Origin of the sequence: Nitrosomonas europaea (assembly GCF_900167395.1) — a bacterium.
Lineage (GTDB): Bacteria > Pseudomonadota > Gammaproteobacteria > Burkholderiales > Nitrosomonadaceae > Nitrosomonas > Nitrosomonas europaea.
In genome coordinates this window covers 1-25,839 of the sequence record NZ_FUWK01000037.1, presented here as the reverse complement: position 1 = coordinate 25,839, position 25,839 = coordinate 1, and the positions used below count along the sequence as shown (strand labels likewise).

The window sequence follows — 25,839 nt, the reverse complement described above, 5'->3', positions numbered from 1 at the left end:
GACGTTGGCGCCAAGCGTGATAGCCGCTTTCCGAAACGTCCAGAATCCGGCACATCGCCGCCACCGCGTGGTGCTGTCGCAACTGTTCGATCCGGGCGTATCTCACCGCGACTCCTTCGCGAAATACGCCGCACATTTTTTTAGCAGATCACGCTCCAGTTTCACTTCCGCCAATTCCTTGCGCAGTCGCGCCAGTTCAATTTCCGTTTCCGTCGGCACCCGCTGACCTTGCCCAACCTTCGCCAGGCTGCCTGTACGCGATGCCCTCACCCAATTGCCAAGACTGCTCTTTGGCACCAACAAGCGCTTCGCTGCCGCATCCACCGACAGCCCTTCCGCTTCCACCAGCTTCACCGCTTCCGCCCGAAATTCCGGCGTGTAGATCCCTTTCGGGAGTCGTTCCATCCTTGTCCTCCGTTCCTCACATTTTACGAAACGTTGGACTCCACTTTTTTCAACCTACGTCAGTCTTGCCGCGTCTGGCGCTGTCTGCAAAGACCCGATGGCGAGCGATACGCCGGTTATCGCAAACGGCAATCGAAGTGGCGTCGGCGATGGAAATCCCATCGCACTGGCCTTTGAGCACCTCGAACAAGGCCGCTAGGGGAACCACACAGCGGGGCAGAAGTTCCACGCATCGTTGATAGCTCGGCAGCTTCGGAAACTCAGCCCGCAAGTGGTGGCACGCGTAAACCAGATAAAAATGCTTGAACTGGCGAAAGCGCAATTGATGGAACAAAATAGTCAAGGTCATCAACTCCGACAAACTCAACCCGCTGCAGCGCTTGCGCTTCTTTACCCCTGTTTCCAGAAGGCGGCGTTCTAAAGCGGGCTCGAATTGGCAGCAGAAATCATCTATGAGACAAAAAAGTTCAGTTAAACTGTCCATGAGCGCCTCCTGAATGCGATTGATTTGTTTTTGGAAACATAATCTTACGCAAAAAGGTGGGCGCTCACTTCCTCTTTTCTTATCCCGAACTCAGGTTAAATACACTATTGCTAACAGACTTCTTATATCTGCTATGTCGAGCATGTATCCGAACTTAACCCATCATTCAACAGGATGCCTCTCAGCTATGCTGGTTGTCTGTGTGGGATCGCCGCTATGGTAAGGCTATTGAAGTACATCTGGGCAGCACCCTGCTCCTTGTTCGGGCTGGGCTGTGGTTTATTCCTGCTGCTGATCGGGGGCTCGGTACGACAAGTATCCGGTATTCTGGAGTTCTCGATTGGATATGGTAATCCGATACCTTTCTTCCCATTTTGGGCCATTACCTTTGGACATGTGGTTCTTGGCTTGAACGAATCCGCCCTTGAGTATTCTCGAGCTCATGAACTGGAGCACGTCAGGCAGTACGAGGTATGGGGAGTATTGTTCTTTCTTGCGTACCCGGTTTCTAGCTTGTGGCAACTATTTCGGGGCAGAAATCCCTACTGGTATAATTACTTTGAAATCCAGGCCCGTCAGCGTAGTGGACAGAAGAGGCTTGGATTGTAGTGGGTACAACGATATTTAAGTACAAGGCGAAGCTGGCGGGTATTTTGCAAAATAATAAGGTGTATCTTAGATTTCGCTCGTCTTGGCGCAGGCTGTAAGATGATATTCTTATCAGATCTCATACTTTGGGATATTACTGTAGGGGCGAGATAAAATAAAACAGGGTTATCTGGAAAATAAGTCTTGCCACCATCTCGGTAAGGCAAACCGAGCTGGCCTGTTACAGCGCATACCAATTATCTGATCACTTTGTTTGGCACATGAAAAAGCTCTATACGGCTAACCATCTGCTAGAGGCGCATATTGTCCGGGATCTGCTGGAGAATGCCTATATTCCGACAAGGTTATTTAATGAGTATGCCCAGGGAGGAATGGGAGAGATTTCGTTTACCCATACTTACCCTGAGGTATGGGTGATGCGCGATCTTGATTTTGAACGCGGGCGGAAAATCATCGCGGCTTATGAACAGGCTCCGCAAGTGACGGATATAGTTTTCTGCCTGCAGTGCGGTGAAGAAAATCCCGGCAATTTTCAACTGTGCTGGCAATGTGGCAGCGGATTGGAAGTCGCCCGGGAGAAATCCTGATTATCTAAGTTGAGAACCACTGTCAAATAACGATTTGTCACCAGTCTGGTGCTATTTATTCGTGCGCAATAGGTTTGTTGGTAAAGAGATAATCTTTTAGTTCCTTGTCAAATGCCGGGTCACACCGGCGTATCCATTCCAGCAGCATCGCCGCGTGTTCTTTTTCTTCATCCCGGTTGTGCGCCAGTATCGCTTTCAGTTCTTTATCCTTACAGGCATTCACTCGCTGATTGTAGAGATCGACTGCTTCTAACTCTTCACGCAGAGAAATAATTGCCCGGTGCATGTCTCGGGTTTCATCGCTCAGTTCTTGTGTAGGTTCAAAATAACCGTCATTTGCCATCAGTATCTTCCTTTTCGTTGGTGGTAACTGCCTGATCTCCGGTTTCAGCCTGTACAGGTTCAGGAGTTGGATGTTTGTCGCGTCGTGTGATTTTTCCAATCAGCACGAAAAAGAGCGGCACGAAAAATATGGCGAGGAAAGTTGCTGCCAGCATGCCGCCAAGTACAGTAGTGCCAATGGCGATACGGCTGGCAGCCCCTGCGCCGGATGAAATCGCAAGCGGGAATACCCCCATGATAAAGGCCATGGAAGTCATGATGATCGGACGGAAACGAACCCGGGCTGCCTCCAGAGCGGCTTCGGTCAGTGATGCGCCTTTGGCATACAGATCACTGGCGAACTCTACGATAAGAATAGCGTTTTTGGCGGATAGTCCAATCAGGGTAATTAACCCGACCTGAAAGTAAATATCATCAGTCAGTCCACGCGCCCAGATAGCCAGCAATGCTCCCAAGATACCGAAGGGCACGGCCAGAATGACGGCAAACGGTACAGACCAGCTTTCATACAGGGCAGCCAACACCAAAAATACCATGAGCAGGGCAAAGGAAAGTATCCATATTTTTTGTCCACTGGCTGCCATTTTTTCCTGATAGGTAATCCCGCTCCAGTCGATGGTGTAACCCTTGGGTGCCAGTACTTCATTGGCCACTTCCTGCAGCGCATCCAGAGCTTGCCCTGAGCTATAGCCTGGCGCTGCACTTCCCAGCACGAGTGCAGAGTTGAATCCGTTGAAATGGGTAACCGGATCCGGGCCGCTGTTGAACTCGGTTGTAACCACAGAATCAAGCGGTATCATTGTGCTGGTTGTTCCGGATTGGGCACGAACATAGATATTGCTGATATTGTCCGGGCTGGATCGATACTCAGGTGAGGCTTCAGTTTGTACCCGGTAGACACGGCCAAACTTGATAAAGTCATTCACATATAAATTGCCAAAATAAGCTTGCATCGTATCGAAAACATCGGATATGGGCACACCTAAGGCTTTGGCACGTTCGCGGTCGACATGAGCATACATCCTTGGGGCGCTGACACGGAAATTGGTACCGGCAATTCCGATAGCCGGGTGTTCCATGGCTTTGTTTACAAATGCCTGTGCTGTTTCGGCAAATTCTGAAAAGTCTCCTCCACTTGGGTCCTGCAATTGAATTGAAAAGCCACCCGTTGCGCCCAGTCCGCGGATTGAGGGTGCGTTAAAGGCGAGCACCAGTGCTTCAGGGATTTTTGCAAATTCACCAAAGGCATTGGCGATCAGGTTTTGAACCTGCTCATCGGCATTTTTGCGTGTATCCCAGTGATGCAACGGTACGAACATCGTGGCGTGATTCGGACCACGGCTGCTGAAAACAAAGTTCATGCCAGCCATTGCATCAGTTGAATGAACAGATGGAATGGACAGGAAATAACTCTCTATTTTTTCAAGAACCTTTTGGGTGCGGGAAATGGAAGCGCCATCCGGAAGTTGTACTACCGTAATGAAATAACCCTGATCTTCTTCCGGAAGAAAACCTCCTGGCACTGTTTTGAATAAACCGATGGCAAAAAATATTACCATTAAAAAAATGAGGATTGATAATGCCGATCTTTTTATGATTGTACCGGCCATGCTGACGTAGCGAGTCTGTGCCCAATCAAACGTTCGGTTGAAAGTTTTCCATAGTTTGTTAGGAGAATCGTGGCCGGGTTTGAGTACCAGGGCACACAAAGCAGGACTGAGTGTCAGTGCGACAAATCCGGAAATCATGACTGACAATGCAATGGTTACAGCAAATTGTTTGTACAGTTCACCAGTAATGCCTCCCAGAAATGCGACCGGTAAAAATACCGAAGCGAGTACCAGAATGATAGCAATCAGTGCTCCGAATAATTCCTGCATGGCTTTTATTGCGGCATTTTTAGGCGTGAGGCCCTCGGCTATATGGCGCTCGACGTTTTCTACCACGACAATCGCATCATCCACCACGATACCGATGGAAAGCACCATACCAAACAGGGTAAGTGTGTTTATCGAAAACCCCAGCGCTTCCATTCCCATGAATGTACCGATGAGAGAAATGGGTGCCGCGATAGCCGGGATCAGTGTGGCGCGCCAGCTTTGTAAAAAAATGAAAACAACCAGCACAACCAGCAACAAGGCCTCTGCTAGGGTTTTTACAACCTCCTGAATGGAAACCTCAATAAAGGTGGTGGTGTCGTAAGGAACATCATAGGACGCACCAGCCGGGAAATCTTTAGCAAGCTTGTCCATTTCGTTGCGGATGCGCTGTGCTGTTTCAAGTGCGTTGGCGCCAGGTGAAAGATAAGTCAGCAGAAAAGTATTGGGCCGTCCGTTCCAACGTGCCTGCAGATCATAGGATTGTGCACCCAGCTCTACTCGTGAGACATCTTTCAGTCGTACCATGGAACCATCCGGATAAGCCCGGATGATCATTTCTTCAAATTCTTTTACCTCACTCATCCGTCCTTTAGTCATAACGGGAATGGTGAGCTCGGTTTCATTGACCATGGGTTCGCGGCCGATTCGCCCGGCAGGAAAATCCCGATTCTGCTCACGGACAGCAGCGACGATATCACTCGGTGTGAAATTGAGTTGCGCCATCCGGACGGGATCAAGAATGAGCCGCATGGAATAATTCTGACCGCCAAAGATTGAAGCATCCCCAACACCGGGAAGGCGTTTTATATTATCGAGTACCCTGAGCAGGGCATAATTCGACAGAAAAATGGTGTCGTGAGAAGGATCAGTAGAGCTCAACGCAACGACTAGCAGTAGATCGGGTGAAGTCTTCTTGACGGTTATCCCCTGCCGGATAACTTCATCGGGCAGTTGTGGTTCGGCCAGTTTCTGCCGGTTCTGGGTTTGTACTTGTGCGATATCGATATCTGTTCCGATTTCGAACGTGAGCCTCATTGTCATGTGGCCATCGTTTGTACTGGTGGATTCGTAATACAGAAGATTATCGATACCGGGAAGCTGTACTTCTATCGGGCGTGCAACGGCTTCCGCTACCACATCTGCACTGGCACCGGGATAATCCGCATCAATTTGCACGACGGGCGGAGTAATTTCTGGAAACTGAGCAATCGGGAGATTTTTCAGTGAAACCAGACCAACAATGACGATGATGATGGATAGTACTGATGCAAAAATCGGTCGTTCAATAAAAAAACGGGAATTCATGGCACGCCTTACGCGGTTTATTCTTGATGATTGCTTTAGGAAGTCTGGCTTTCTTCTTGCTGGTAGGGAACAGGATTTACCTGAACGCCTGGATGGATTCTGTGAATTCCTTCCACGACGACCTGTTCTCCTGCTTGCAGGCCGCTTTCAATCAGCCATTCATTGCCTTGCCATGCGCTGGCCTGTACCGGGCGGAGTTCAGCTTTTCCTTCATTGATGACATAGACGAAAGAGCCGCTTGGCTGTTGCTGCACGGCGCGCTGGGGAATCAGAATTGCTCCTGTTCTGCTGTAACCTTTGATACGAACCTTAACAAACTGGCCCGGGTAAAGGTGAGCTTCCCCGGGAGCATTTTTGCCAGCCGGGTTGGAAAATACAAATCGTCCCAGCAGCATACCAGTTTCAGGCCGTATCACGATATCTTCAAAATCCAGCAATCCTTCCTCCGGATAGATGCTGCCATCGGAGAAAGTCATTACACCACTCAGCTGAAAAATACTTTCAGGTCTTTCAAGTTTGTGTTCAGATAGTTCGCGGCGCAGGCGCAGCAAATAACTTTCTGGAATATTTACATTGACATACATGGGATCCAGCTGATCGATAGTAGTCAACAAATTAGTTTGAGCTTCGACCAGGCGCCCTTCATAAAATTGACTGCGGTTGATTCGACCTTCCACCGGCGCAGTGATGAGTGTGTTGTCCAGATCGAACTTAGCCTTGATCATCACATTCTGTGCTGCTTCCAGTGCCGCTCTTGCACTGCGCACTTCTACCACGGCGTCATCGACCTCTTTTTTACTGACTGCTTTTTGTTTGAGCAGTGGTTGTACCCGCGCCAGATCCTTGTTGGCCTGATCCAGCCGTGCCCGTGCCTGAGTTACCATTGCCCTGCTGTTCTTGTAGACTGCATTGAAGGGTACCGGGTCGATGAGGTACAGCTTGTCACCCTTTTTAATATTCCGACCTTCCGTAAAGAATATTTTTTTGATGATTCCGTTTACCTGTGAGCGGATTTCAACAGGTCGGAAAGATTCAGTCTGCCCGATGAATTCCGGTTCCTCCACAATCGTGCGAGTCGTGACGGTAGTTACGTATACCTGAGGTACCGGAGGTTGTGAATCAGTAGATGATTGCATTGAGCAACCAGCCAGAAAAGCGATGAGCAGCACCCCTGTTCTGATGTCTGTTATGGTGCGGCCGGTCTGCATGATTGATTGACGAAGCGTTTGATACATGACGTTATTCCCGGTAATTCGGTAAGGAAAATGATCAAAAATATTTATGATTGATGAAACCGGTTTGCCGGTAGCAGTGTGCCGGATAGATTGTTCATTTCAGCCATTGTGCAGCGGGCCGGTAGATACTGGCAGGGGCGCATTAGGACCTTCGGCCAGCCAGCCACCGCCCAGTGCCTTGTAAAGCTGGACGATGGAGATCAGATGCAGACGACGGGTGGCCGTAAGAGCAGACTCAGCATCAAATAATGTGCGTTTTGCAAGCAATACGTCAACGTAGCTGGTGATTCCACCCTGGTAACGCAGTTCTGCTGTTTGTAAAGCCGAAGCCAGCGCCTCTACCTGTGCCTGCTGGGCTTTGTACTGTTCATTTGCCGTCCGGATGGCAGCAAGCGAATCTTCAACTTCTTTGAATGCCACCAGGATGGTCTGTTCATATTTTGCCAGCGCCTGTCGTGCTTTTGCTTCTGCAGCTCGTTGCTCAAAACCGAGAGATTGAGAATTCAGCAATGGTGCTGCCAGTCCGAATCCACCGACACCGAATTCACTGCCGGAATCCAACAGACCAGATAATGCCGGGCTGGACAGTCCCAGAAAACCTGTGAGTGATATTCTTGGAAACCGTGCTGCTTTAGCTGCTCCGATCCGGGCGGTAGCTGCCTTCAATGTCTGCTCCGCCTGCAGAATATCGGGGCGTCGCTGTAACAGTTCGGAAGGTAGGCCGGCAGGTATTTCGGGTGGTATAAGTTGCTCGTTTAGTGATTGCTTCCGCAAGACTGAAGTAGGATTTTTTCCCGTCAGCACACTGAGTTCGTTTTCTTTTTGAATGATTTGTCGCTCTAATTCAGCCACTTGCGCAGCAGCTCGGGCACGTTCAGCTTCGAACTGATCCAGATCGAGACGGGAAATCAGCCCTCCTTGTAATTGTGCTCTGGAGATTGCAATGGATTCATCCCATGAAGATAGTGCATGGTGGGCTATATCCAGCTGCATATCGAACTGTAAGAGATCGAAATAGGACTGTGCAACTGAGCTTACCAATGTCAGAACAACAGCACGACGATTCTCTTCCTGTGCCAGCAGATCCGCCCGGGCCGCTTCATTTGCACGGCGGAGCCTGCCCCAGATGTCCAACTCCCAGTTGAGGATGGTCTGCCCGAAATAATTGTAAGGTGTCGGAAATCCAGGACGGCTAAACCCTCCCATGGTACCAAGTGCCGGTGCGTTACCTTCGATATTTACATCAGGAATAAAATCCATATTGGAAATACGCAAGCGAGCCTGAAGTTCCTCAACACTGGCTGTCGTCTGTTTGAGATCCTTGTTTTCCTGCAGAGCCTGATCGATCAGCAATTGTAGCTTTTTATCCTTGAGCAGCTCCCACCAGGGGAGATTGGCGATGGATCGCCCTTCTGTTGGTGTCAGGCGGTAATTTTGTGCAACATCGACCTGAGGACGTGAGTAATCAGGTCCCATGGCACAGGAGGTCACCAGCAGACTCGAACATAACAGTAGAAGAAGAGATTGACGGTGCTCTGGTTTCGTCGGCAGAGATGCTCGGTATCTGGAATCAGAGACTTCAGCCGGATGGGTAAATATGGATGCGATCATTGCAAATAACTGATCAGAAAATTTCAAATACCGCGACATACCACTCCTTTTTTAATCTTGGAGATATAAAGTCCAGTTTGTACCATTTATATTTTCTGCATGTACTTTGCAGTAGATTCGGGCAGTTTTGCGGACTGGGGAATGCCATGAAATCATGGTCAGTGCCTTACGTAGACCGCAAACATGCAGATAGGTTCGTGGGCAAGGTAATTCTTGCTTTTCTCCCGTAACACGACCGGGATAAAACCAGATTTTTCCTGGAATCTGGTTTTACCCTAAATCAGTCTCGATAGAATGAAGAAATTAAGCTGGGAGTGTTTTAAAATCAGAATCCGTAACCAATGTTGAACAGGTAACGGGTATCAAATTTTTCCTTGCCTGGCGCCGGTTTGCTATAATAGTCTACCTGAATTTCGTTGACAAATTGAAATCCATACCAGAGTGGTACGCGAAAACCGGTACGCGTACGAACGAAAAGATCACTGGCCGCAAGTCCTTCATGTGTATGGAAAAGCTGTACAGCTCGATTCCATATCCATTGGTCATAGCGGGTAGACCAGCGACCAGCCACATTACTTCTGTCTTTTATCCGGTTGCATGCAGCAGGATCGACTGTAAGTTTCTTTTCACACTGATAGGGGTAGTCGTAAAAATCGACGTTTACATAATCAGGGCCTGCCTCAAATGATAGATTGAGATCACCTGTTGCGAAAATCTGGTAACCGGCACCAATACCAAATGCAGATCGTAATTTAATATCCTGGAGACGGTCATTGGTAAACAAGCCGTGGGCGTATCCATACCAGACATCAGTGAAGAAATGTGCATAGTCTCCATAAAGCTGGAAATTACGAGCGTTCAGTATGGTTTCCTTTTGACCGTTTGAATCCCGCGACTTACTGTCAGCATAGTTGAACTGCCCACCGAAGGAAACGCGATCATCTCTTCCTCTGACGACGAGGTCGGTATTCAGATTATAAGACTGGCGCTGTGTATTCCCAGAAAATAGTGCACCACCCGCATTGACCTGACCGGAAAAGAATTTTTTATTGATTTCAGCAATTTCGGATAAAGGAATCGGTTCGGACTGATAGACACCTTCTTTTTTGATCTTCAACGTATTATCCGGGGAAACTTCGGTCATACCCGTCATTTCTTCCTTGTTTTTAAGGGTCAACAATACAGGTTGAGTCGTGCTGAAACTTTCGATTGCACTCCACTTGACAGATATTTTGTCTGAATATTCAGTTTTTATTTCTAGAGTATTACCGGTCTTGTTGATGATTGTTCCGGTAATTCTGTCACCATTTTTAAGCAATATTTCATCAGCTCTTGCAGCCAGCGCCAAAGAAACCAGAAGCGTAAACAGCAAAACTGACAACTTCTTTTCCATTATGTTCTCTTTAATTTTTATGGGATATGAATCTGATCGAGGTAAGTATGTGAATCGGATGGCAGGGTTCTATCGTCGAGTCGAGAGAAAAATTTTCCCGGAGATGCTGTTTTCTGAATGAAACAGGCACACCCTCCGGGGATTGTCCGGGGAAAACAGATCGTGATTCGTTAAAATGATACCTGTTTATTTTTCAGTGTTGTCCGGATTGTCTGCAGTTATTTCTGTGCTGATACTGGCTGCTTTCATACTGAGTCGCAGCCGGCCTTTTTCATCTGCTTCCAGTACTTTGACACGAACGGTCTGTCCTTCTTTGAGATGGTCAGCAACATTTTCGACCCGTTCATTGGCAATCTGGGAAATATGGAGCAATCCATCTTTCCCCGGAAGAACGCTGACAATGGCGCCAAAATCAAGCAATTTGAGAACAGTTCCTTCGTAAATCCTTCCGACTTCGACATCTGCAGTGATATCTTCGATACGTTTTCTCGCTTGTTCTCCACCTTCACTGCTGACACAGGCAATCGTCACGGAACCATCATCGGAAATATCGATGGTCGTTCCGGTTTCTTCGGTTAGCGCACGAATCACTGCACCGCCTTTACCGATGACATCACGGATCTTTTCCGGGTTGATCTTGAATTTGATGATGCGCGGAGCATGGACCGAGATACTTTCTCTTGCAATTGGAAGAGATTGTTTCATGATTTCCAGAATATGCAGACGCCCTTCCTTTGCCTGGAGCAGAGCAACCTGCATGATTTCCTTCGTGATCCCCTGAATTTTTATATCCATTTGCAGGGCAGTGATGCCGTGTTCGGTACCCGCCACCTTGAAATCCATATCACCCAGGTGATCTTCGTCGCCGAGAATGTCGGTCAGCACGGCAAACCGGTTGCCTTCCTTGATCAATCCCATGGCGATGCCGGCTACATGTGCTTTCAGTGGAACACCTGCATCCATGAGTGAAAGACATCCACCACAGACAGATGCCATCGAGCTGGAGCCGTTTGATTCAGTCACTTCCGAGACCACGCGCATCGAATAACCGAATTCTTCCACTGGTGGTATCACTGCCAGCAGAGCACGCTTGGCCAGCCGTCCATGACCGATTTCACGCCGTTTGGGGGTTCCTACCCTTCCGGTTTCGCCCGTGGCGAAAGGAGGCATGTTGTAGTGAAGCATGAAACGTTCGGAATAATCTCCCTGGAGTGCGTCTATTTTTTGTTCATCGCGTGCTGTTCCCAGCGTGGTGATTGCAAGTGCTTGTGTTTCTCCCCGTGTGAACAGCGCAGAACCGTGAGTGCGCGGCAATACACCATGGCGAATAGTGATTGGCCGAACGGTGCGGGTGCCACGACCATCGATCCGGGATTCCCCATCAAGAATACTGTTACGTACTATTCTGGCTTCAAGCGCAAAACCAATTTCTCTGACTGCCTGTTCACTGGGGCCTTCCTCTGTACCCACTTTCAACTCGGTGAATACACGCTGCCAGATCTCATTGATTGCTTCGACTCTGGCTGATTTTTGTTTCAGCCGGAATGCATTGCGCAGATCAGCTTCAGCCAGTTGGGTAACTTTTTCGACCAGTGATAAATCCTGTTCTGCCGGCTGCCAATCCCAGGCAGTTACACCTGCTTCATCAGCCAGTTCATTGATCATGTCGATCACTTGCTGCATCTGATCATGCCCGTATGTCACAGCACCGAGCATGACATCTTCAGAAAGCTCATCGGCTTCCGATTCAACCATCAGCACCGCTTTCTGCGTGCCGGCTACCACAAGATTGAGTTGAGATTCCTTGAGCTGGGTAGTGGTCGGATTGAGAATATATTCATTATTGATATAACCCACCCGCGCTGCACCGACCGGACCATCGAAAGGGATACCCGAGAGTATCAGCGCTGCTGAGGTACCGATCATTGCAGGAATGTCAGCATCGATTTCAGTATCGGATGACAGCACCATGGCAACGACTTGTACTTCGTTATAAAAGCCATCGGGGAAAAGCGGGCGTATCGGTCGATCGATCAGCCGGGAGGTCAGTGTTTCCTTTTCGGAAGGGCGGCCTTCACGTTTGAAAAAACTTCCTGGAATACGGCCGGCAGAATAAAACTTCTCCTGGTAATCTACGGTGAGCGGGAAGAAATCCTGTCCGGGTTTGGTTTTTTTATCGCCTACTGCAGTCACCAGTACAACCGTATCATCCATGGAAACAATGACTGCACCATGTGCCTGTTTGGCAATTTCTCCGGTTTCAATGGTGAGTGTATGGCGTCCGTAGGTTATACTTTTTTTTATTGGCTTCAATTAATAATCCTTCTCTGGTCAAGTCATGCCCAAGGTAACTATAACTGCAAACTCGCATTCAGCTGCGGACAGCCGGAGTCATTCGGTTTTGCGTGAAGAGGCTCAACCGGGTATGTTGTTTTACAGCCTCGCAGTCATCTGCGATGATTGGTGGAAGGGGGTACGGTATATGCACTCCCCACAGGATATGTGTCCTATTTTCTCAAACCAAGTCGTTCGATCAGGGCGCGATAGCTGTCGTTGTTTTTTGATTTCAGATAGTCAAGCAGTTTGCGTCTGCGGCTGACCATGCGCAGCAAGCCACGACGGGAATGATGATCTTTGACATGTTGCTTGAAGTGATCGACCAGACTGTTGATTCGCGTCGTCAGAAGAGCCACCTGCACCTCTGGTGAGCCGGTATCTCCTGCTGCTCTCTGATAATCCCGCATGACCTGACTCTTTTGATCGGTTGTTACTGCCATTTACATTCTCCTGCTCGAAAATTAATCCATATATCCAACTAGCCGGCAATTTTACTCTTTAATAAAAGGCTTGCCAAATCAAATCAAGGTATTGTAACGGAGTCAGTTAATCTTTGCTGATTGCCTGATTACTCTATTCATTGAATAATTTGCATATGTGAATCAGCACGGGTGTTTTGCTCCTCCTGCCAGCTAGAAAAAATCAGGGATTTGGCCAGGTATCGATTCAATTTGAGGCGGGTATTTTCGAGAGATCATATCCGTGGCTTGTAATTTTCAATATACTCATCCTTTATCGTTTTCAGTACCAGGGATCTGCCGGATGGATCAGGATGGATCTTTGGCATATCTGCCGGTTAGTATGTCTCATGACTCAGATCTATTTCGATCATAACGCCACTACCAAAGTGGATGATGCAGTACTGGATAGGATGTTGCCGTATTTTCGTGAATATTATGGCAACGCATCCAGCAGTCATTCTGTTGGATTGGCAGCTCGCCGGGCAATCGATCGTGCACGTGAACAGGTGGCTCAGGCTGTGGGTGTCCAGCCTGCACAGGTTATTTTTACCAGTGGCGGTTCAGAGGCAAACAATCTGTTTATTCGGGGTGTGTCGGATAGTCTGAAACCTTCTGTGCTGGCTGTCAGTACGATCGAGCATCCTTGCATCATGCGTCCTGCACGGGGGCTGACAAGGAAAAATGGTGAAAAATGGCAACTGCATTATCTGGCGGTGGATGCTGCAGGACGGGTCAAGGTGAATGATGCTGTTGATGTACTTACCGCAACCAGGTCTGCCATGGTTTCAATGATGCTGGCGAATAATGAAACCGGTGTGATTCAGGAGGTTGCCCCGGTTGCTGAAGTTGCAAGAGCGCAGGGGGCCTGGATGCATACGGATGCTGTGCAGGCATTTGGTAAAATTCCGGTGAATTTTACTGAACTTGGTGTACATGCCCTGACGTTGTCTGCACACAAGATTTACGGACCCAAGGGGGCGGCAGCGCTGATCATCGATCCGCGCTTGCCAGTCAGGCCCCTTATCGATGGCGGAGGGCATGAGAACGGATTGCGCTCCGGCACCGAGAATGTTCCGGCCATCGTCGGATTTGGCGCTGCCTGTGAGCTCGCCATGTCGAGAATGGCAGAGTCGTCAGTGAAAACAGCAATGTTACGTGATCGACTTGAACATGGTCTGCTGGCAATGGGCGCTACGGTATTCGGATTGAATGCCCCCCGTTTGCCCAATACCTGTTATTTTGCGTTGCCGGATATCGAGGGCGATACACTGGTAGTCCGTCTGGATAAGAAGGGATTTTCGGTGGCCAGCGGAGCAGCCTGTTCCAGCGCAACACCGGGGAAAAGTCATGTGCTGGAAGCGATGAATGTACCGCCGATCGTGGCGAGATGTGCGGTGCGCGTAAGCCTGGGGATGGATAATACGATGGCGGAGGTCGATTCTTTTCTTGCGGCAGTGAAGCATATCACTGACGAATTGAAGAATATGAGCGCGCTATTCAATGTGTGAACACAAAAAGGAAATCGTAATTGAATGACTCGGGTATGAAAATAACTGAACGAGGGGACGATTTCCCCGCCAGGGCAATCATTTTGAGTGCAGGGCAGGGCAGACGGCTGTTACCCCTGACTGAAAATACACCCAAATGCCTGTTACCGGTAGCCGGTAAACCGGTCATCGCCTGGCAGATCGATGCATTACTGGCCAACGGCATCGAGGAGATTGTGATTGTGGCCGGTTTTCAGATCGGCAAGGTAGAGGCGTTGATTGCCGAGCGCTACCATGATCGTTCAAATATCCGGGTTTTGTTCAATCCCTTTTATGAGGTGGCGGATAATCTGGCCAGTTGCTGGATTGCGCGAAACGAAATGCATACCGGTTTTCTGTTACTCAACGGAGATACATTGCTGGGAGATGATCTGTTGCCAGGCTTGTTACACACACAAACAGCGCCGATCAACCTGTGTATCGACTTCAAAGCAGAATTCGATGACGATGATATGAAAGTGCAGCTCGGTCCGCAAAATCAGGTCAGGCAGGTCAGCAAGAAGTTGTCTGCCGGGGAAATGGATGCAGAATCGATTGGCCTGATTCGTTTCAGTAAGGAAGGTGCCCGACTTTTTCGTGAAGCAGTGGAGCAGGCATTGCGTGAACCGGAAAAACTCGGATCGTGGTATCTGGCGATCATCAGTGCGCTGGCCAGGCAGGGTGTGGTAAACGGTTACTCGGTTGCCGGAAGCCGCTGGTGTGAAATCGACTTCATTCAGGATTTGCAGAAAGCAGAAAAATATTTTGCCTGCAAGGAAACGGATGCTGCAGATCAACCCCGGTCTGATCAATTGTTACGCGTACCTGGCTGATCTGAAGGAAAGACGATGAGCGTGGAGATATTCAATGGCACCATGCAGAAATTTGGTGCACCTGATACGGTTATCTGCCAGTTTCAGTACTGGAGCGTGCTGTTACGCCCGGCACAGCTTACCTTGGGTGCTCTGGTCCTGGTCGCGCATGAACCGGTACAAAGTTTTTCTGCATTGAGTAGCACCAGTTTTGCAGAATTGCAGATTGTGACCGGCAAGATCGACACTGCTTTAAAAAAGGCTTTTCAGTACGACAAATTGAATTACCTGATGCTGATGATGGTCGATCCCGATGTCCATTTTCATGTCATTCCCCGTTATGCACAGGCCAGAGAATTTGCCGGCAAAACCTTTCTTGATGCCGGTTGGCCGGGCGTACCCGATTTCAGCAGAATCAATGAAACCGATAAAGAAATGAACCAGCAGATCATCGAGCATCTGATCTCCTGCTGGGAATGTTCCTGAAAAATGTATTGCCATGGCTGATAACACGACACAGGCCAATTTCCCCTTGTACGAAGCACGTGCACTGGTGCGTGATCTGATGACACCCGACCCCAGAATTTACTGGCTGGATTTTCTGTTTCATATCGTACTGGGGTGGACAGCTTTTGCTGTCGCACTTCATACATCCTGGCTTTCCATCTGGCAGATATTGTCTTATTGCGTGGCTGTGTTTGCTTTTTATCGTGCTGCGATTTTCATTCATGAACTTGCCCATCTCGAACGTGGAACGTTCAAATTGTTCCGGCTGGTATGGAACCTGACTTGTGGCATTCCCTTCATGATCCCGTCTTTCACCTATGATGGTGTCCATTACGACCATCATAAACCCGGGATTTACGGCACCGGCAAGGATGGAGAATATCTTCCCTTTGCCACGCAGCATCCATCAGGATTGGTAGGGTACGTGCTGCTTTCGCTCATTCTGCCGCTGCTGCTGGTAGTGCGGTTTTTATTGCTGACGCCGATTTCGTATCTGATTCCACCATTGCGGAAAATCGTTTGGGAACGAGCTTCTTCGTTGACGATCAACCCTGCTTATATTCGCCAGGCGGATGCTGTTCGTAATGATCATGATTGGCGGCTACAGGAATGGGCGGCGTTTTTATTTGCGGCAATTGTCATAAGTAGTGTAATGCTGGGAAAGTTGCCCTGGCAGGTATTGCTGCTCTGGTACGCCGTTGCCGTTGCCATTTTCATTATGAACTCATTGCGTACTCTGGCTGCGCATGCTTACCGTCATGAGGGTGATCACAGTCTTACTCTGGTCGAACAATATCTTGATTCCGTCAATATTCCCGGTAATTTTTTGACTGCATTATGGGCACCTGTCGGGCTGCGTTACCATGCCACACATCATCTTTTCATGAGCCTGCCATATCATAATCTTGGTAAGGCGCATAGACGGCTTGTGCAGGAATTGGGCGGGAATGATCTGATCATGCAAACACGCCGAAATGGATTAGGGCATGCGCTGAAGCAAATCTGGCAGGAATCCGCTGCAGCAGCTGCAAATAAAAATAATACGCAGAGCTGATGTTTACCGCTTTATCTTCCTTGCTTCAGAAAGGTTGCAATCGTTTGTGAACGAAATACAGGAACCAATCCGGCTGGTATTACTTCGCCATGGGCAAAGTATCTGGAATCAGGACAGGCATTTTACGGGCTGGGGTGATATCGTACTTAGCCCGCAGGGTGAACAGGAAGCCCTGAGAGCGGGCCATCTGCTCAAGCAGGCAGGTTTTACTTTTGATGCCTGCTTTTGTTCAGAATTGCAGCGTGCCAGCGATACACTCGCTATAGTGCAGTCAGTCATGGGTTTGAATCATCTCTCGACATACCGGACCTGGCGACTGAATGAACGTCATTATGGTGCATTGGAGGGGATGCGCCCCTGGGCTGCTATCCGGAAATTCGGTATCTGGTCGACAATGAAAAGCCAGATCCGTTTTGATGCAGCGCCTCCACTGCTGATGCCGGATGACCCGCGTGCACCGGTAAATCAGCCACGTTATGCGGCAGTCGATCGCACTCAACTTCCCTTGGCAGAAAGTATGCAGCAGACATTGGAGCGAGTGCGGCCGCTATGGCAGGAAACCATTCTTCCTGAAATAAGGCAGGGGAAACGTTTGCTGATCGTCTCGCACCAGAATCTTTTAAAAACGCTGGTTATGCAGCTTGAAGGGCTGACAGGCGCACAGATCATGCGCCTGTCGATTACTACTGGCCATCCGCTTTGTTATGAGCTCGATCACTCACTTGTACCGGTGAAGCGCTACTACTTGTGAGACTGGTTGAGGCGATCATTTACCGAGTATTTCCAGAGCAGAAAAGCGATTACTTGTCGTCCCGGTTGGTTTGGCTGGTAATACCGGATAACACCCCGGTGGAAATCTTGTACAGAAGGTCTGCGGTCGTTTGTGTGAGCTTTACACCTGCCTCGAATTGCGCGCGACCGGTTGAAGCCATTTGATGAGCGAAAACAGCCAGCGTATCTTTGAGTTGCATCCCTACTGCGGTACCGTTGTGTTGTGCGTGGGACAACATATCCCGCAATGTTTCGGCAATCAGACCCTGCGCAGCAGTCGCTGTGTGCTTCAACGTATCCAGAAATACGCTTTCCAGGTCTTTGAGATCTGCCTGGGCTTTGGTCAGTTCACTATCAGAGAACTGTTTCGCCTTGCTTGCTGCTTCTTCCAGAGCCAGTTTGGAAGCCCCGGCCAGTTGAGCAAAAGCAGTATCCAGTCCGACAACTGCCTGGGTGATTTGTGACTGAGCGGCGTGAGACTGCTCGGCAGCGTGTGTCATTTTCTGCTGGGCACCTTCTTGCACACCCTTCATGACTGCAGTTGCTATCTGTTTCAGAGATTCGATATCCAACCCATTGGAATGCATCGCCTTGAGCGTAAGATTTCTGATGGCATTCTCAATATCACCACCGTGTGCAATTGCCTCCCTGACTTCTTCTGTGAGCCGGGCAACATCCTTTTCCGGCTGAGCCGTACTGTGATTGTCGTTTTGCATCAGAACCCTCCTTTTCTAGTGTTAATACAGGCAAATATAGTGTGCATTATAGGCCGATCCGTTCAATGCCACCCATATAAGCCCGCAAAATCTCCGGAATGGTGATACTGCCATCTTCATTCTGATAATTTTCCAGAATGGCCACCAGTGTCCGCCCGACTGCCAGCCCGGAGCCATTGAGTGTATGCAGCAGCTCAGGTTTCTCCTGCCCCTTGCGGAAGCGTGCCTGCATGCGCCGCGCCTGGAATGCTTCACAATTACTGCATGACGAGATTTCCCGGTAGGCTTGCTGCGCAGGCAGCCATACTTCGATATCGTAAGTCTTGGCAGCAGAGAATCCCATGTCACCGGTACACAGCAGCATGACACGGTAAGGCAGCTCCAGCTTCTGGAGAATCTTTTCGGCATGGCCTACCAGTGATTCCAACGCTTCATGGGATTTTTCCGGATGAGTGATTTGTACGAGCTCGACCTTATCAAACTGGTGCTGGCGGATCAGTCCGCGGGTATCTCGGCCGTAACTCCCTGCCTCGGAACGAAAACAGGGCGTATGCGCGACAAATTGAAGCGGGAGATTTTCAAGTGGAACGATCGTGTTTCGTACAATGTTGGTAAGAGGGACTTCGGCAGTCGGGATGAGATGCAGACCTGCCGGACCCGTTTTATCCGGGTTGTCTGCCTCTTCCTGAGCGCCGGACCGGACAGCGAAAAGATCCTGTTCAAATTTTGGCAGCTGTCCCGTACCCCGCAAACAGTCTGCATTGACCAGGTAAGGTACATAGATTTCGTTGTAGCCATTTTCCTGTGTGTGTGTGTCGAGCATGAATTGCGCCAGAGCACGATGAAGTCGCGCCAGTCCGCCTTTCAGCAGACTGAAGCGCGCACCACTCAGCTTTGCGGCTGTTTCAAAGTCGATCAGCTTGAGGTGTTCACCAATGCTGGCATGATCCTGTACCGGAAAATCAAACGTTTTCGGGGTCCCCCAACGCCGCATTTCCAGATTATCGTTTTCATCCTTGCCTGCTGGAACACTGTCGTGTGGCAGATTGGGAATTTCCAGCAATAGCTGTTGCAATCGGGTCTGAACGGCTTCGAGCTGATTTTCTGCCTGTTTGAGTTCATCGCCCATATTGGCCACTTCGGCCATGATCAGACTGACATCTTCACCCCGTTGCCTGGCAATTCCAATTTGTTTGGAGGCTGAATTACGTTTTGCCTGCAATGTCTGGGTCAGGGTTTGGACAGATTTACGCTGGCTTTCCAGGGATTCGAAATCCGCTACGGGAAAGTCGTAACCTCTTTGCGCAAGGCGGGTAATGATGTTTTGCAGATTGCTGCGTAATTGTTGGATATCTAGCATGTGTAAACGGGCTCCACGAATCAACGACTGGCGGGCTATCCAACCAGGTTGATATAAAGTGTCTGCTTATTCAGGAAAATCATTCCGGGAGTCTCGATCAGCGAGTAGTGCAATCGAGCAGAACGGCAAATATTAGCACTGCAATGGCTCTTCCGGATTGGAAATAGATGTTTGCGGACTTTTTCTGGCCTGAAAAACGGGTATCGTCGAGCAGATCAATCTTCAAAACTGCAGAGCGAAAACAGTCGATGACCTTGCTGACGCAGTCGCCTGCTTCCACCGATATCAGGCAAATCGATCACGAAACAGCATTCAATCACTTCTCCACCTGCCTCCTGAACCAGCTTGATTGCAGCTTCCATCGTTCCACCTGTTGCAATCAGATCATCGATCAGTAATACGCGATCCCCTTTATCGATCGCATCCACGTGAATCTCGACTTTGTCATAACCGTATTCCAGCTGATAATCGCAGCCAATGGTTTCGGCCGGTAATTTACCTTGTTTGCGAACAGGAACGAATCCGGCGCTCAGTGCATACGCAACCGGTGCAGCAATGATGAATCCACGTGATTCAATGCCGACGACTTTATCGATCTTTTCGGTTTGATAGCGTTGAACGATTCCGTCGATGGTCGAGCGCAGTCCAGCCGGATCTTTCAGGAGTGTGGTGATATCCCGGAACATGATGCCTTCATGGGGGTAATGCGGGATGGTACGGATACGTGATTTGATTGACATATAAAGAAGGGCGGCAAGCTGAATCGGGATGGGATCAGTCAGGATGGGTGTGTGACTGGATTTGATTGGTTTTCAACCTGACTGCTTTGTCAGACGTTGTCAGAACGGTGATACAGGCCAATCAGCTCAGTCCGGGCAATGATATGTCCTTGCATGGCCTTTTCCAGAATCGCTTTGGTTGGCTGATTCAAATCAGGCAACAAGGTATCCAGTGCGTACAGTTTATGAAAATAGCGATGGGTTCCGATGGGTGGACAGGGTCCGCCATAGCCGGTTCGTTCCCAGTCATTTACACCTTCGAGCGTGCCTGAGGGTAATTCAGCAACGGTTACTCGTTCTGGTAATTTGCGAGTGGCAGGCGGGATATTGTAAAGAATCCAGTGTACCCACGTCATCTTGGGTGCCTGCGGATCGGGAGCATCCGGGTCATCCACGATCAACACCAGACTTTTGGTATTTTCCGGCACCCCGGTCCAAGCGAGTTCCGGTGAAAAATCCTTACCATCACAGGTATGGCACACCGGAATCAAACCCTGGTGGGAAAAAGATGGAGATGTCAAACTGAGAGCCATGATTCTCTTTCTATGCCAGATAAAAAACTGTCATCAACCCACATTTTATCGTGCAGCTGATGCCGCTGTTCTTTTGAGATATTAGATGAATGAAGCATGCAGGCTGATTTGTTGACCATTATTGCATGCTTCGATACGGCAGGATTTAAGCGTTTGCAGCTTTTTTCGAGCGCATGAAAATGAAAGTACCTACTCCGCCTACGACGGCAAGTAAAATCATTTCCAGCATGCCAAAATTGGATCCATGGTCGTGACCACCACCGCCTCCGACATGCAACGGGATTTTGACTGCAGTTTTAACCTGGCCTGCACTGTCTTCCGTTTCGAGCTGAACCGTATATTGTCCGAGATGCTCCAGGTTGGTGGCAACGACGATAATGCCGGATGAATATTTCTCGGCAGGCATGTACAGCACTTCATGTGCTCCATGATCACTATTTTCGTGTCCTTCCATCAGGACTCTCACGGCAATGGGAACTTCACGTGTCTGGGAATCAGAAAGCTCGACCGTCATGTTGATTTTGCCAGCATCAGGAAGATGATTGCAGTACGAGTGCATAGGAGGGATATTCCCTTCAGGAACTTCATAGACACTGACTGTTACCGGGAAATCCCCTCCTTCAATTTTGCATCCGCCGGCATCATGATGTCCCTCATGTGCAAGCATTAGCTGGGCCGATGCAGGTGCCGACAATAAAAATATTGATAATGCGAGGCATAGCCCTGCAATGCCACTATTTCGAAGAACCTTGTTCATATTCTCTCCACTTTATAATCTTGAGTTCCAACGCTATTCAAATATATTTCTTTTTCAGCCAGTTTATTGATTTCAGCCTGATTCGTCCTCATCAACGATTACATGAGCCGCGGCTGGATTGTATAACAAAAAACGCGGCAAGCAGTATAACGATGTATTTCCATGACAGGTTTGTCACCTTCGTTCCTGCTGGCTCAACAGGCCATATTTTCTGCTATGCCTGATTAGGTATGTTTCCCCGGTACGGGGTTCCTTAGACGGGTTATCCGTCAATCGTAATACTGCAGGATATCCAGCGGATACCTTTTCCCGGCGTGATAATCTTCGATACATTGCATCACCAGAGGTGTGCGATGCATTGCCTGTTTTGCACGGATTTCATCGATGCTGAACCAGGCTGCCCGTACGATACCGGTATCCAGTTTTCTGTCAGGGTCAAAAGAAACAACCTGGCCGGAGAAGGTAAAGCGCAGGTAGGTGGTACCATTCGAAGCGCAAGTCCAATGATAAATACCGGTCAATACTTCAGGCAGAAAACTATGGCCGGTTTCTTCCAGTACCTCGCGGCTGCATGCCTGGATGATCGATTCACCAGGCTCCAGATGACCAGCCGGCTGGTTGAGTTTTATTGCAGTGCCTCTGGGAATTTCTTCTACTAATAGATATTTGTCATCCTGTTCAATGACAGCGGCAACGGTGACATTGGGCTTCCAGGTCATAGGCAGGTGTGTAAAGTAAATTGTTCAAAAAAACGGAAATCAGGATCGTATGAACCCGGGTATCCATCAGGGGTTCGCTTGTAATTTCAGCTTGTAAATCCTGTTTACCCATGCAACGATTACCTGTGATTACTTTTATTCAGGAACTAAAAATGGCAAGTGAAACCGGACGTATGAGTGTATCAGTGACACCAGAAAAACAACAAAAATTAGATGCTATTGCAAGCAGTTTGGATCGTTCCCGGAATTGGTCAACCTGGTCGTGTTTCTGGTACGCACGAGATAGTAATGAATGAGTTTCCATACATTCTCGTCTATCAGGTAACCAGTAAGGATATTCGCATCCTGGTTGTCATGCATACAGCCAGAAAATGGCCCCAAAATTTTAAACGTTCTCGCTAATATGTCGCGCATAGAATTTATCCCGAAAATTGGGATGATGCATTGAATCATTTCCAGCAATGGCTGGAGAATAATCCGAACGATGCGGGTTGTACCTCACCGCATCCTGCCGCGCACGCCACTTGCTGCTGATCTGGCATGATATTTTCTTCTCATGTAATCCTTGCCAGATCAACAGATAGGTAAACCTCAGTAACTATAGCGAACACTCGCTAGAAAATTGCGGGGTTCGCCGTAAAAGTTGCCAGCACTCGGATTAGTGAACCGCCCCGGGGCGATTCAGTCTGGATACGTTCGCGATTGTCGAACAGAGGGATGGTAAACTGATTTATGATTTGCCGAAGGTGTCGTATTGAATCCAGTCATGGCCATCGTTGTGCGGTGGGATTGACTGCCCCCCCCGATTATTCAGATATCCAATCCAAACAGGTCATATGCACATTTCTTTCATCATTCCGGCTTTCAACGAAGAGCAGCTGATCGAGCCGTGTCTGCGTTCGATTACCGATGCGGTGGCAGCCAATCGATCGTACGGTTATACCAGTGAGATCATCGTAGTGGATAACAACTCTACAGATGCAACCGCGCAACTGGCTAAACAGGCTGGGGCACAAGTCGTGTTCGAGCCGGTCAATCATATCGCACGAGCCAGAACTGCCGGTGCAGGCGCTGCTCGGGGAGACTGGCTGGTATTCATGGATGCGGATTGCTTGTTGAATGCCGGTCTGGTAGGAGATATTTTTGAGTTGATCAGGCAGGGCAGGCACATAGGTGCAGGCAGCACGCTTTATATGCCGGGCCAGCCCTGGTGGGCGGAAATGCTGCTGCGAATATGGACATTTCTGTCAGTCCAGCTCGGTTGGGCTGCGGGTGCACTGATAGTGTGTAATGCGGCAGCGTTCAGGGAAGTAGGCGGGTTTGATCTGACCCTTTACGCCGCGGAAGAAATTGATCTGAGCCAGAAACTGAAAAAATACGGGCGTAAGCGCAAACTCAAGTTTGCGATTCTAAATGCCCATCCGCTCGAAACTTCGTCGAGGAAGACGCAGTTGTATAGCGGATGGGAAATCGTTGGACAGTTTCTGCGCCTGGTGCTGTCCCCGCTCGGGACGTTACGCAACAAAAAGAAATTGCCGATGTGGTACGACGGCAGGCGCTGATCCTGTCATTCCGAGTGGAAAAGGCCGCATATTCTTACCGGCGCTGCCTGTTTCTGATCTTCTTTTGATCGAGATGAGTTCAGGGCTCGCAGGTGTCTGAAAATACGACCTCACTGAACCGTGCACCGGGTGTCAGAACCTGCAACCTGTCGAGCGAAATCAATTCGACCTGCTGCGACCCGGATTCGGTTTCAAGCAGCAAAAATTCCCGCTTCTCCGCATCGGTCAGAATATCCTTTGCCTTGCCTTCCACGGTTGACTGATCTTTCAGAATCAACCTGACCTGATAGCTGTACATACAGGCTACTTCGATGTAGTCGTGCAAATCGCAGGAAATCAGGGAATGAGCCATGTTGATATCCAAAAATAAAAAACACCCACCATTTTAACTGCATCTGCCAATCGGGCGGAAAGGTTTGATCGATGCAGGCAGTTTGTCGGAATTTTTTACATTCTCTGTTATTTGTCTGTTCATCATTGAAATTACAGATAATTTCTCCCGTTTTCCGGTTTGTTTATGAGAAAAAATACGTAATTTCACCCGGAAAATCTCAAAAAATTACTTGCAGCGTATCAGAAGCCGTCGATAATTTTTACATGACATGACATGACATGACATGACATGACATGACATGACATTGCTATAATTCCGTTATTTATTATTGTTATTCAATTACTTATGTGAATGGCATGAAAATTGCTTGGGTGATGTTGAGTGCTTAGCTGCTTTCTGTTGGTTGAGGTGCTCAGTGTTACATTTTTATCCTACTAAAGTAGATTTGATTTCTAACTGGAACAATAATAATAGGAATAATTATATGAAAGTAAGTCTTAATTTAATTACAACTTCGATGCTGATCGGATTACCAATGCTGGCACAAGCAGAGGTATTTACAATTCCTCAGAGTTCTCTCATACCCTCTACTACGCTCTGGACGGATGACCTTGGCATTTCTATAGGTAATACACTTGTAATGACTGGTGGAGGTAGCGCTGCAAATGTTGGTGATCCCACTGGGAGAAATGATGACGGTTTTAGCGGACCAATCAGTTTTGGGTTGGATTTCAGCGGTTTGACGCTTTTTGGCACAACATATTCGCAATTTTACGCAAATAACAATGGAAATATCAGTTTTGGCAATGGTATATCTGCATTTACTCCGATGGGCCTGCAAGGAGCAACACAACCGATAATATCGGCGTTTTTTGCTGACGTGGACACACGTAATGCTGCTAGTGGAGTGATGTCCTTCCAGACGCATACTACAGCTGCTGGTAGTGAAGTTATTATTACATGGCCAAGTGTGGGGTACTATAGTCAACAAGCTACTCCATTAAATACATTTCAGCTCGTTGTACGCGAAGATGATTACCTGATTCCTGATGGAGAGGGTCAAATTGGGTTCTTCTGGACTACGATGGGGTGGGAAGTTGGTAGTGCTAGTGGCGGTGGAAGTGGAGGCTTATGTTCAGGCATTGGTGGTATTGGAACAGGTTGTGTTCCGGCTGCCGTAGGTTTTGGTGATGGGCTTAATAATGGCTATGTACTTGAGGGTTCTACTCTGAATGGGATTGCTGGCGTATTACAAAACCATCGTTTATGGGTAAATCTTAGTGATGGTGGTGTTCCAGTAATTGATCCGGGTGCAGTTCCAGAGCCGGGTACTTTAGCACTCCTGAGTATTGGCCTTGCAGGTTTAGGTATTAAGCGTCGCTACAAAGCAAAAATAGCCTGATCATTTTTAGCGTTCAATAGATCAGTTGCACATAAACTAAACAATAATCTGTAGTAGTTCAGATTTGATCTGACAGCAGGTCTTGCCAAGAGGTGGGATTACCCGGTTTGATAGAGGTGCGAATCTTTATCAACCAAACGCGAAAGCGTAAAGGAGTAATCCCATGAGCAGTGTTCATCATAAAATCATTAAACACAAGATTGGCTTGCTTAATCTGGCAGCTGAGCTTGGCAATGTATCCCGTGCCTGTAAGGTGATGGGTTTTTCTCGCGATACTTTCTATCGCTATCAGGCAGCTGTGGAAACAGGAGGTGTTGAAGCTCTGATAGATGCAAACCGACGTAAGCCCAATATCAAG

Annotated in this window: 24 protein-coding genes and 2 pseudogenes; 10 read left to right on the top strand and 16 right to left on the bottom strand. The window is 48.6% G+C overall.

Annotation, left to right across the window (positions count from 1 at the left end; genetic code table 11):
* A pseudogene (locus B5D58_RS10785) lies at window positions 1–405 on the bottom strand (transposase); the annotation flags it as partial.
* A gap of 52 nt (window positions 406–457) precedes the next feature.
* Window positions 458–889 (bottom strand): annotated as a pseudogene (locus B5D58_RS10780) (transposase); the annotation flags it as partial.
* Window positions 890–1,758: 869 nt separating this feature from the next.
* Here B5D58_RS10780 and B5D58_RS10770 point away from each other — a divergent pair.
* Entirely contained in the window at window positions 1,759–2,085 is a 327-nt protein-coding gene (locus tag B5D58_RS10770; RefSeq protein ID WP_011110811.1) for a putative signal transducing protein, read from the top strand.
* Window positions 2,086–2,140: 55 nt separating this feature from the next.
* Here the strand turns inward: B5D58_RS10770 and B5D58_RS10765 are convergent, their stop codons facing one another.
* The 5 genes from B5D58_RS10765 to B5D58_RS10745 form a co-directional block, all read right to left on the bottom strand.
* Window positions 2,141–2,428 carry an encapsulin-associated ferritin-like protein gene (locus B5D58_RS10765; protein WP_011110812.1) on the bottom strand — a complete coding sequence of 96 codons (288 nt, stop codon included), beginning with the start codon at window positions 2,426–2,428 and terminating at the stop codon, window positions 2,141–2,143.
* On the bottom strand, window positions 2,418–5,612 hold the full coding sequence (locus B5D58_RS10760; protein WP_011110813.1) for a multidrug efflux RND transporter permease subunit: 3,195 nt from the start codon (window positions 5,610–5,612) through the stop codon (window positions 2,418–2,420). Before B5D58_RS10760 ends, B5D58_RS10765 begins: the two co-directional genes overlap by 11 nt.
* Before the next feature lie 35 nt (window positions 5,613–5,647).
* Window positions 5,648–6,847, bottom strand: a complete 1,200-nt coding sequence (locus tag B5D58_RS10755; RefSeq protein ID WP_011110814.1) for an efflux RND transporter periplasmic adaptor subunit — start codon at window positions 6,845–6,847, stop codon at window positions 5,648–5,650.
* A 99-nt stretch (window positions 6,848–6,946) separates the two neighbouring features.
* Window positions 6,947–8,458 (bottom strand): efflux transporter outer membrane subunit, encoded by a 1,512-nt coding sequence (locus tag B5D58_RS10750; protein ID WP_143023764.1) that lies wholly within the window; start codon window positions 8,456–8,458, stop codon window positions 6,947–6,949.
* A gap of 325 nt (window positions 8,459–8,783) precedes the next feature.
* Window positions 8,784–9,602 carry a DUF481 domain-containing protein gene (locus tag B5D58_RS10745; RefSeq protein ID WP_158297452.1) on the bottom strand — a complete coding sequence of 273 codons (819 nt, stop codon included), beginning with the start codon at window positions 9,600–9,602 and terminating at the stop codon, window positions 8,784–8,786.
* 49 nt (window positions 9,603–9,651) lie between these two features.
* On the opposite strand from B5D58_RS10745, the gene B5D58_RS13905 reads away from it, so the two are divergent.
* Window positions 9,652–9,972, top strand: a complete 321-nt coding sequence (locus B5D58_RS13905; RefSeq protein ID WP_158297453.1) for a hypothetical protein — start codon at window positions 9,652–9,654, stop codon at window positions 9,970–9,972.
* 65 nt (window positions 9,973–10,037) lie between these two features.
* On the opposite strand, the gene pnp is transcribed toward B5D58_RS13905, so the two are convergent.
* Both pnp and rpsO read right to left on the bottom strand, forming a co-directional pair.
* Window positions 10,038–12,164, bottom strand: coding sequence for a polyribonucleotide nucleotidyltransferase (pnp, locus tag B5D58_RS10740; RefSeq protein ID WP_011110817.1), 2,127 nt, complete (start codon window positions 12,162–12,164; stop codon window positions 10,038–10,040).
* Between the two features lie 194 nt (window positions 12,165–12,358).
* Window positions 12,359–12,628, bottom strand: coding sequence for a 30S ribosomal protein S15 (gene rpsO / locus B5D58_RS10735; RefSeq protein WP_011110818.1), 270 nt, complete (start codon window positions 12,626–12,628; stop codon window positions 12,359–12,361).
* Between the two features lie 368 nt (window positions 12,629–12,996).
* Between rpsO and B5D58_RS10730 the strand changes: the two genes are divergently transcribed.
* From B5D58_RS10730 to B5D58_RS10710, 5 genes are read left to right on the top strand one after another with little or no spacing between them, the layout of a single operon-like run.
* On the top strand, window positions 12,997–14,157 hold the full coding sequence (locus tag B5D58_RS10730; RefSeq protein WP_041356309.1) for a cysteine desulfurase family protein: 1,161 nt from the start codon (window positions 12,997–12,999) through the stop codon (window positions 14,155–14,157).
* A gap of 35 nt (window positions 14,158–14,192) precedes the next feature.
* Window positions 14,193–15,008 (top strand): phosphocholine cytidylyltransferase family protein, encoded by an 816-nt coding sequence (locus tag B5D58_RS10725; protein ID WP_011110820.1) that lies wholly within the window; start codon window positions 14,193–14,195, stop codon window positions 15,006–15,008.
* Between the two features lie 15 nt (window positions 15,009–15,023).
* Entirely contained in the window at window positions 15,024–15,473 is a 450-nt protein-coding gene (locus tag B5D58_RS10720) for an HIT family protein (RefSeq protein WP_011110821.1), read from the top strand.
* Window positions 15,474–15,486: 13 nt separating this feature from the next.
* Window positions 15,487–16,548, top strand: coding sequence for a fatty acid desaturase family protein (locus B5D58_RS10715; protein ID WP_011110822.1), 1,062 nt, complete (start codon window positions 15,487–15,489; stop codon window positions 16,546–16,548).
* 46 nt (window positions 16,549–16,594) lie between these two features.
* On the top strand, window positions 16,595–17,299 hold the full coding sequence (locus B5D58_RS10710; protein ID WP_011110823.1) for a 2,3-bisphosphoglycerate-dependent phosphoglycerate mutase: 705 nt from the start codon (window positions 16,595–16,597) through the stop codon (window positions 17,297–17,299).
* 49 nt (window positions 17,300–17,348) lie between these two features.
* Here the strand turns inward: B5D58_RS10710 and B5D58_RS10705 are convergent, their stop codons facing one another.
* The 6 genes from B5D58_RS10705 to B5D58_RS10680 form a co-directional block, all read right to left on the bottom strand.
* On the bottom strand, window positions 17,349–18,035 hold the full coding sequence (locus B5D58_RS10705; protein WP_011110824.1) for a DUF6781 family protein: 687 nt from the start codon (window positions 18,033–18,035) through the stop codon (window positions 17,349–17,351).
* Window positions 18,036–18,081: 46 nt separating this feature from the next.
* Window positions 18,082–19,395, bottom strand: a complete 1,314-nt coding sequence (serS, locus tag B5D58_RS10700; RefSeq protein ID WP_011110825.1) for a serine--tRNA ligase — start codon at window positions 19,393–19,395, stop codon at window positions 18,082–18,084.
* A gap of 215 nt (window positions 19,396–19,610) precedes the next feature.
* Window positions 19,611–20,135, bottom strand: coding sequence for an adenine phosphoribosyltransferase (locus B5D58_RS10695; RefSeq protein WP_011110826.1), 525 nt, complete (start codon window positions 20,133–20,135; stop codon window positions 19,611–19,613).
* An 89-nt stretch (window positions 20,136–20,224) separates the two neighbouring features.
* A complete protein-coding gene (locus B5D58_RS10690; protein WP_041356311.1) occupies window positions 20,225–20,707 on the bottom strand; it encodes a YbhB/YbcL family Raf kinase inhibitor-like protein in 483 nt (160 codons plus the stop codon).
* A gap of 145 nt (window positions 20,708–20,852) precedes the next feature.
* Window positions 20,853–21,464, bottom strand: a complete 612-nt coding sequence (locus tag B5D58_RS10685) for a hypothetical protein (RefSeq protein WP_011110828.1) — start codon at window positions 21,462–21,464, stop codon at window positions 20,853–20,855.
* 269 nt (window positions 21,465–21,733) lie between these two features.
* Window positions 21,734–22,183 carry an NUDIX hydrolase gene (locus tag B5D58_RS10680; RefSeq protein WP_011110829.1) on the bottom strand — a complete coding sequence of 150 codons (450 nt, stop codon included), beginning with the start codon at window positions 22,181–22,183 and terminating at the stop codon, window positions 21,734–21,736.
* Between the two features lie 836 nt (window positions 22,184–23,019).
* Here B5D58_RS10680 and B5D58_RS10670 point away from each other — a divergent pair.
* Window positions 23,020–23,745: a glycosyltransferase gene (locus tag B5D58_RS10670; RefSeq protein ID WP_011110830.1), complete on the top strand. Its 726-nt coding sequence runs from the start codon at window positions 23,020–23,022 to the stop codon at window positions 23,743–23,745.
* A 79-nt stretch (window positions 23,746–23,824) separates the two neighbouring features.
* Here the strand turns inward: B5D58_RS10670 and B5D58_RS10665 are convergent, their stop codons facing one another.
* Entirely contained in the window at window positions 23,825–24,097 is a 273-nt protein-coding gene (locus B5D58_RS10665) for a Rho-binding antiterminator (RefSeq protein ID WP_041356315.1), read from the bottom strand.
* A gap of 397 nt (window positions 24,098–24,494) precedes the next feature.
* On the opposite strand from B5D58_RS10665, the gene B5D58_RS14190 reads away from it, so the two are divergent.
* Window positions 24,495–25,481 carry a PEP-CTERM sorting domain-containing protein gene (locus B5D58_RS14190; protein ID WP_011110832.1) on the top strand — a complete coding sequence of 329 codons (987 nt, stop codon included), beginning with the start codon at window positions 24,495–24,497 and terminating at the stop codon, window positions 25,479–25,481.
* A 163-nt stretch (window positions 25,482–25,644) separates the two neighbouring features.
* Window positions 25,645–25,839, top strand: a 195-nt coding sequence (locus B5D58_RS10655) for a helix-turn-helix domain-containing protein (RefSeq protein WP_143779577.1), incomplete at its 3' end; no start/stop codon positions are given.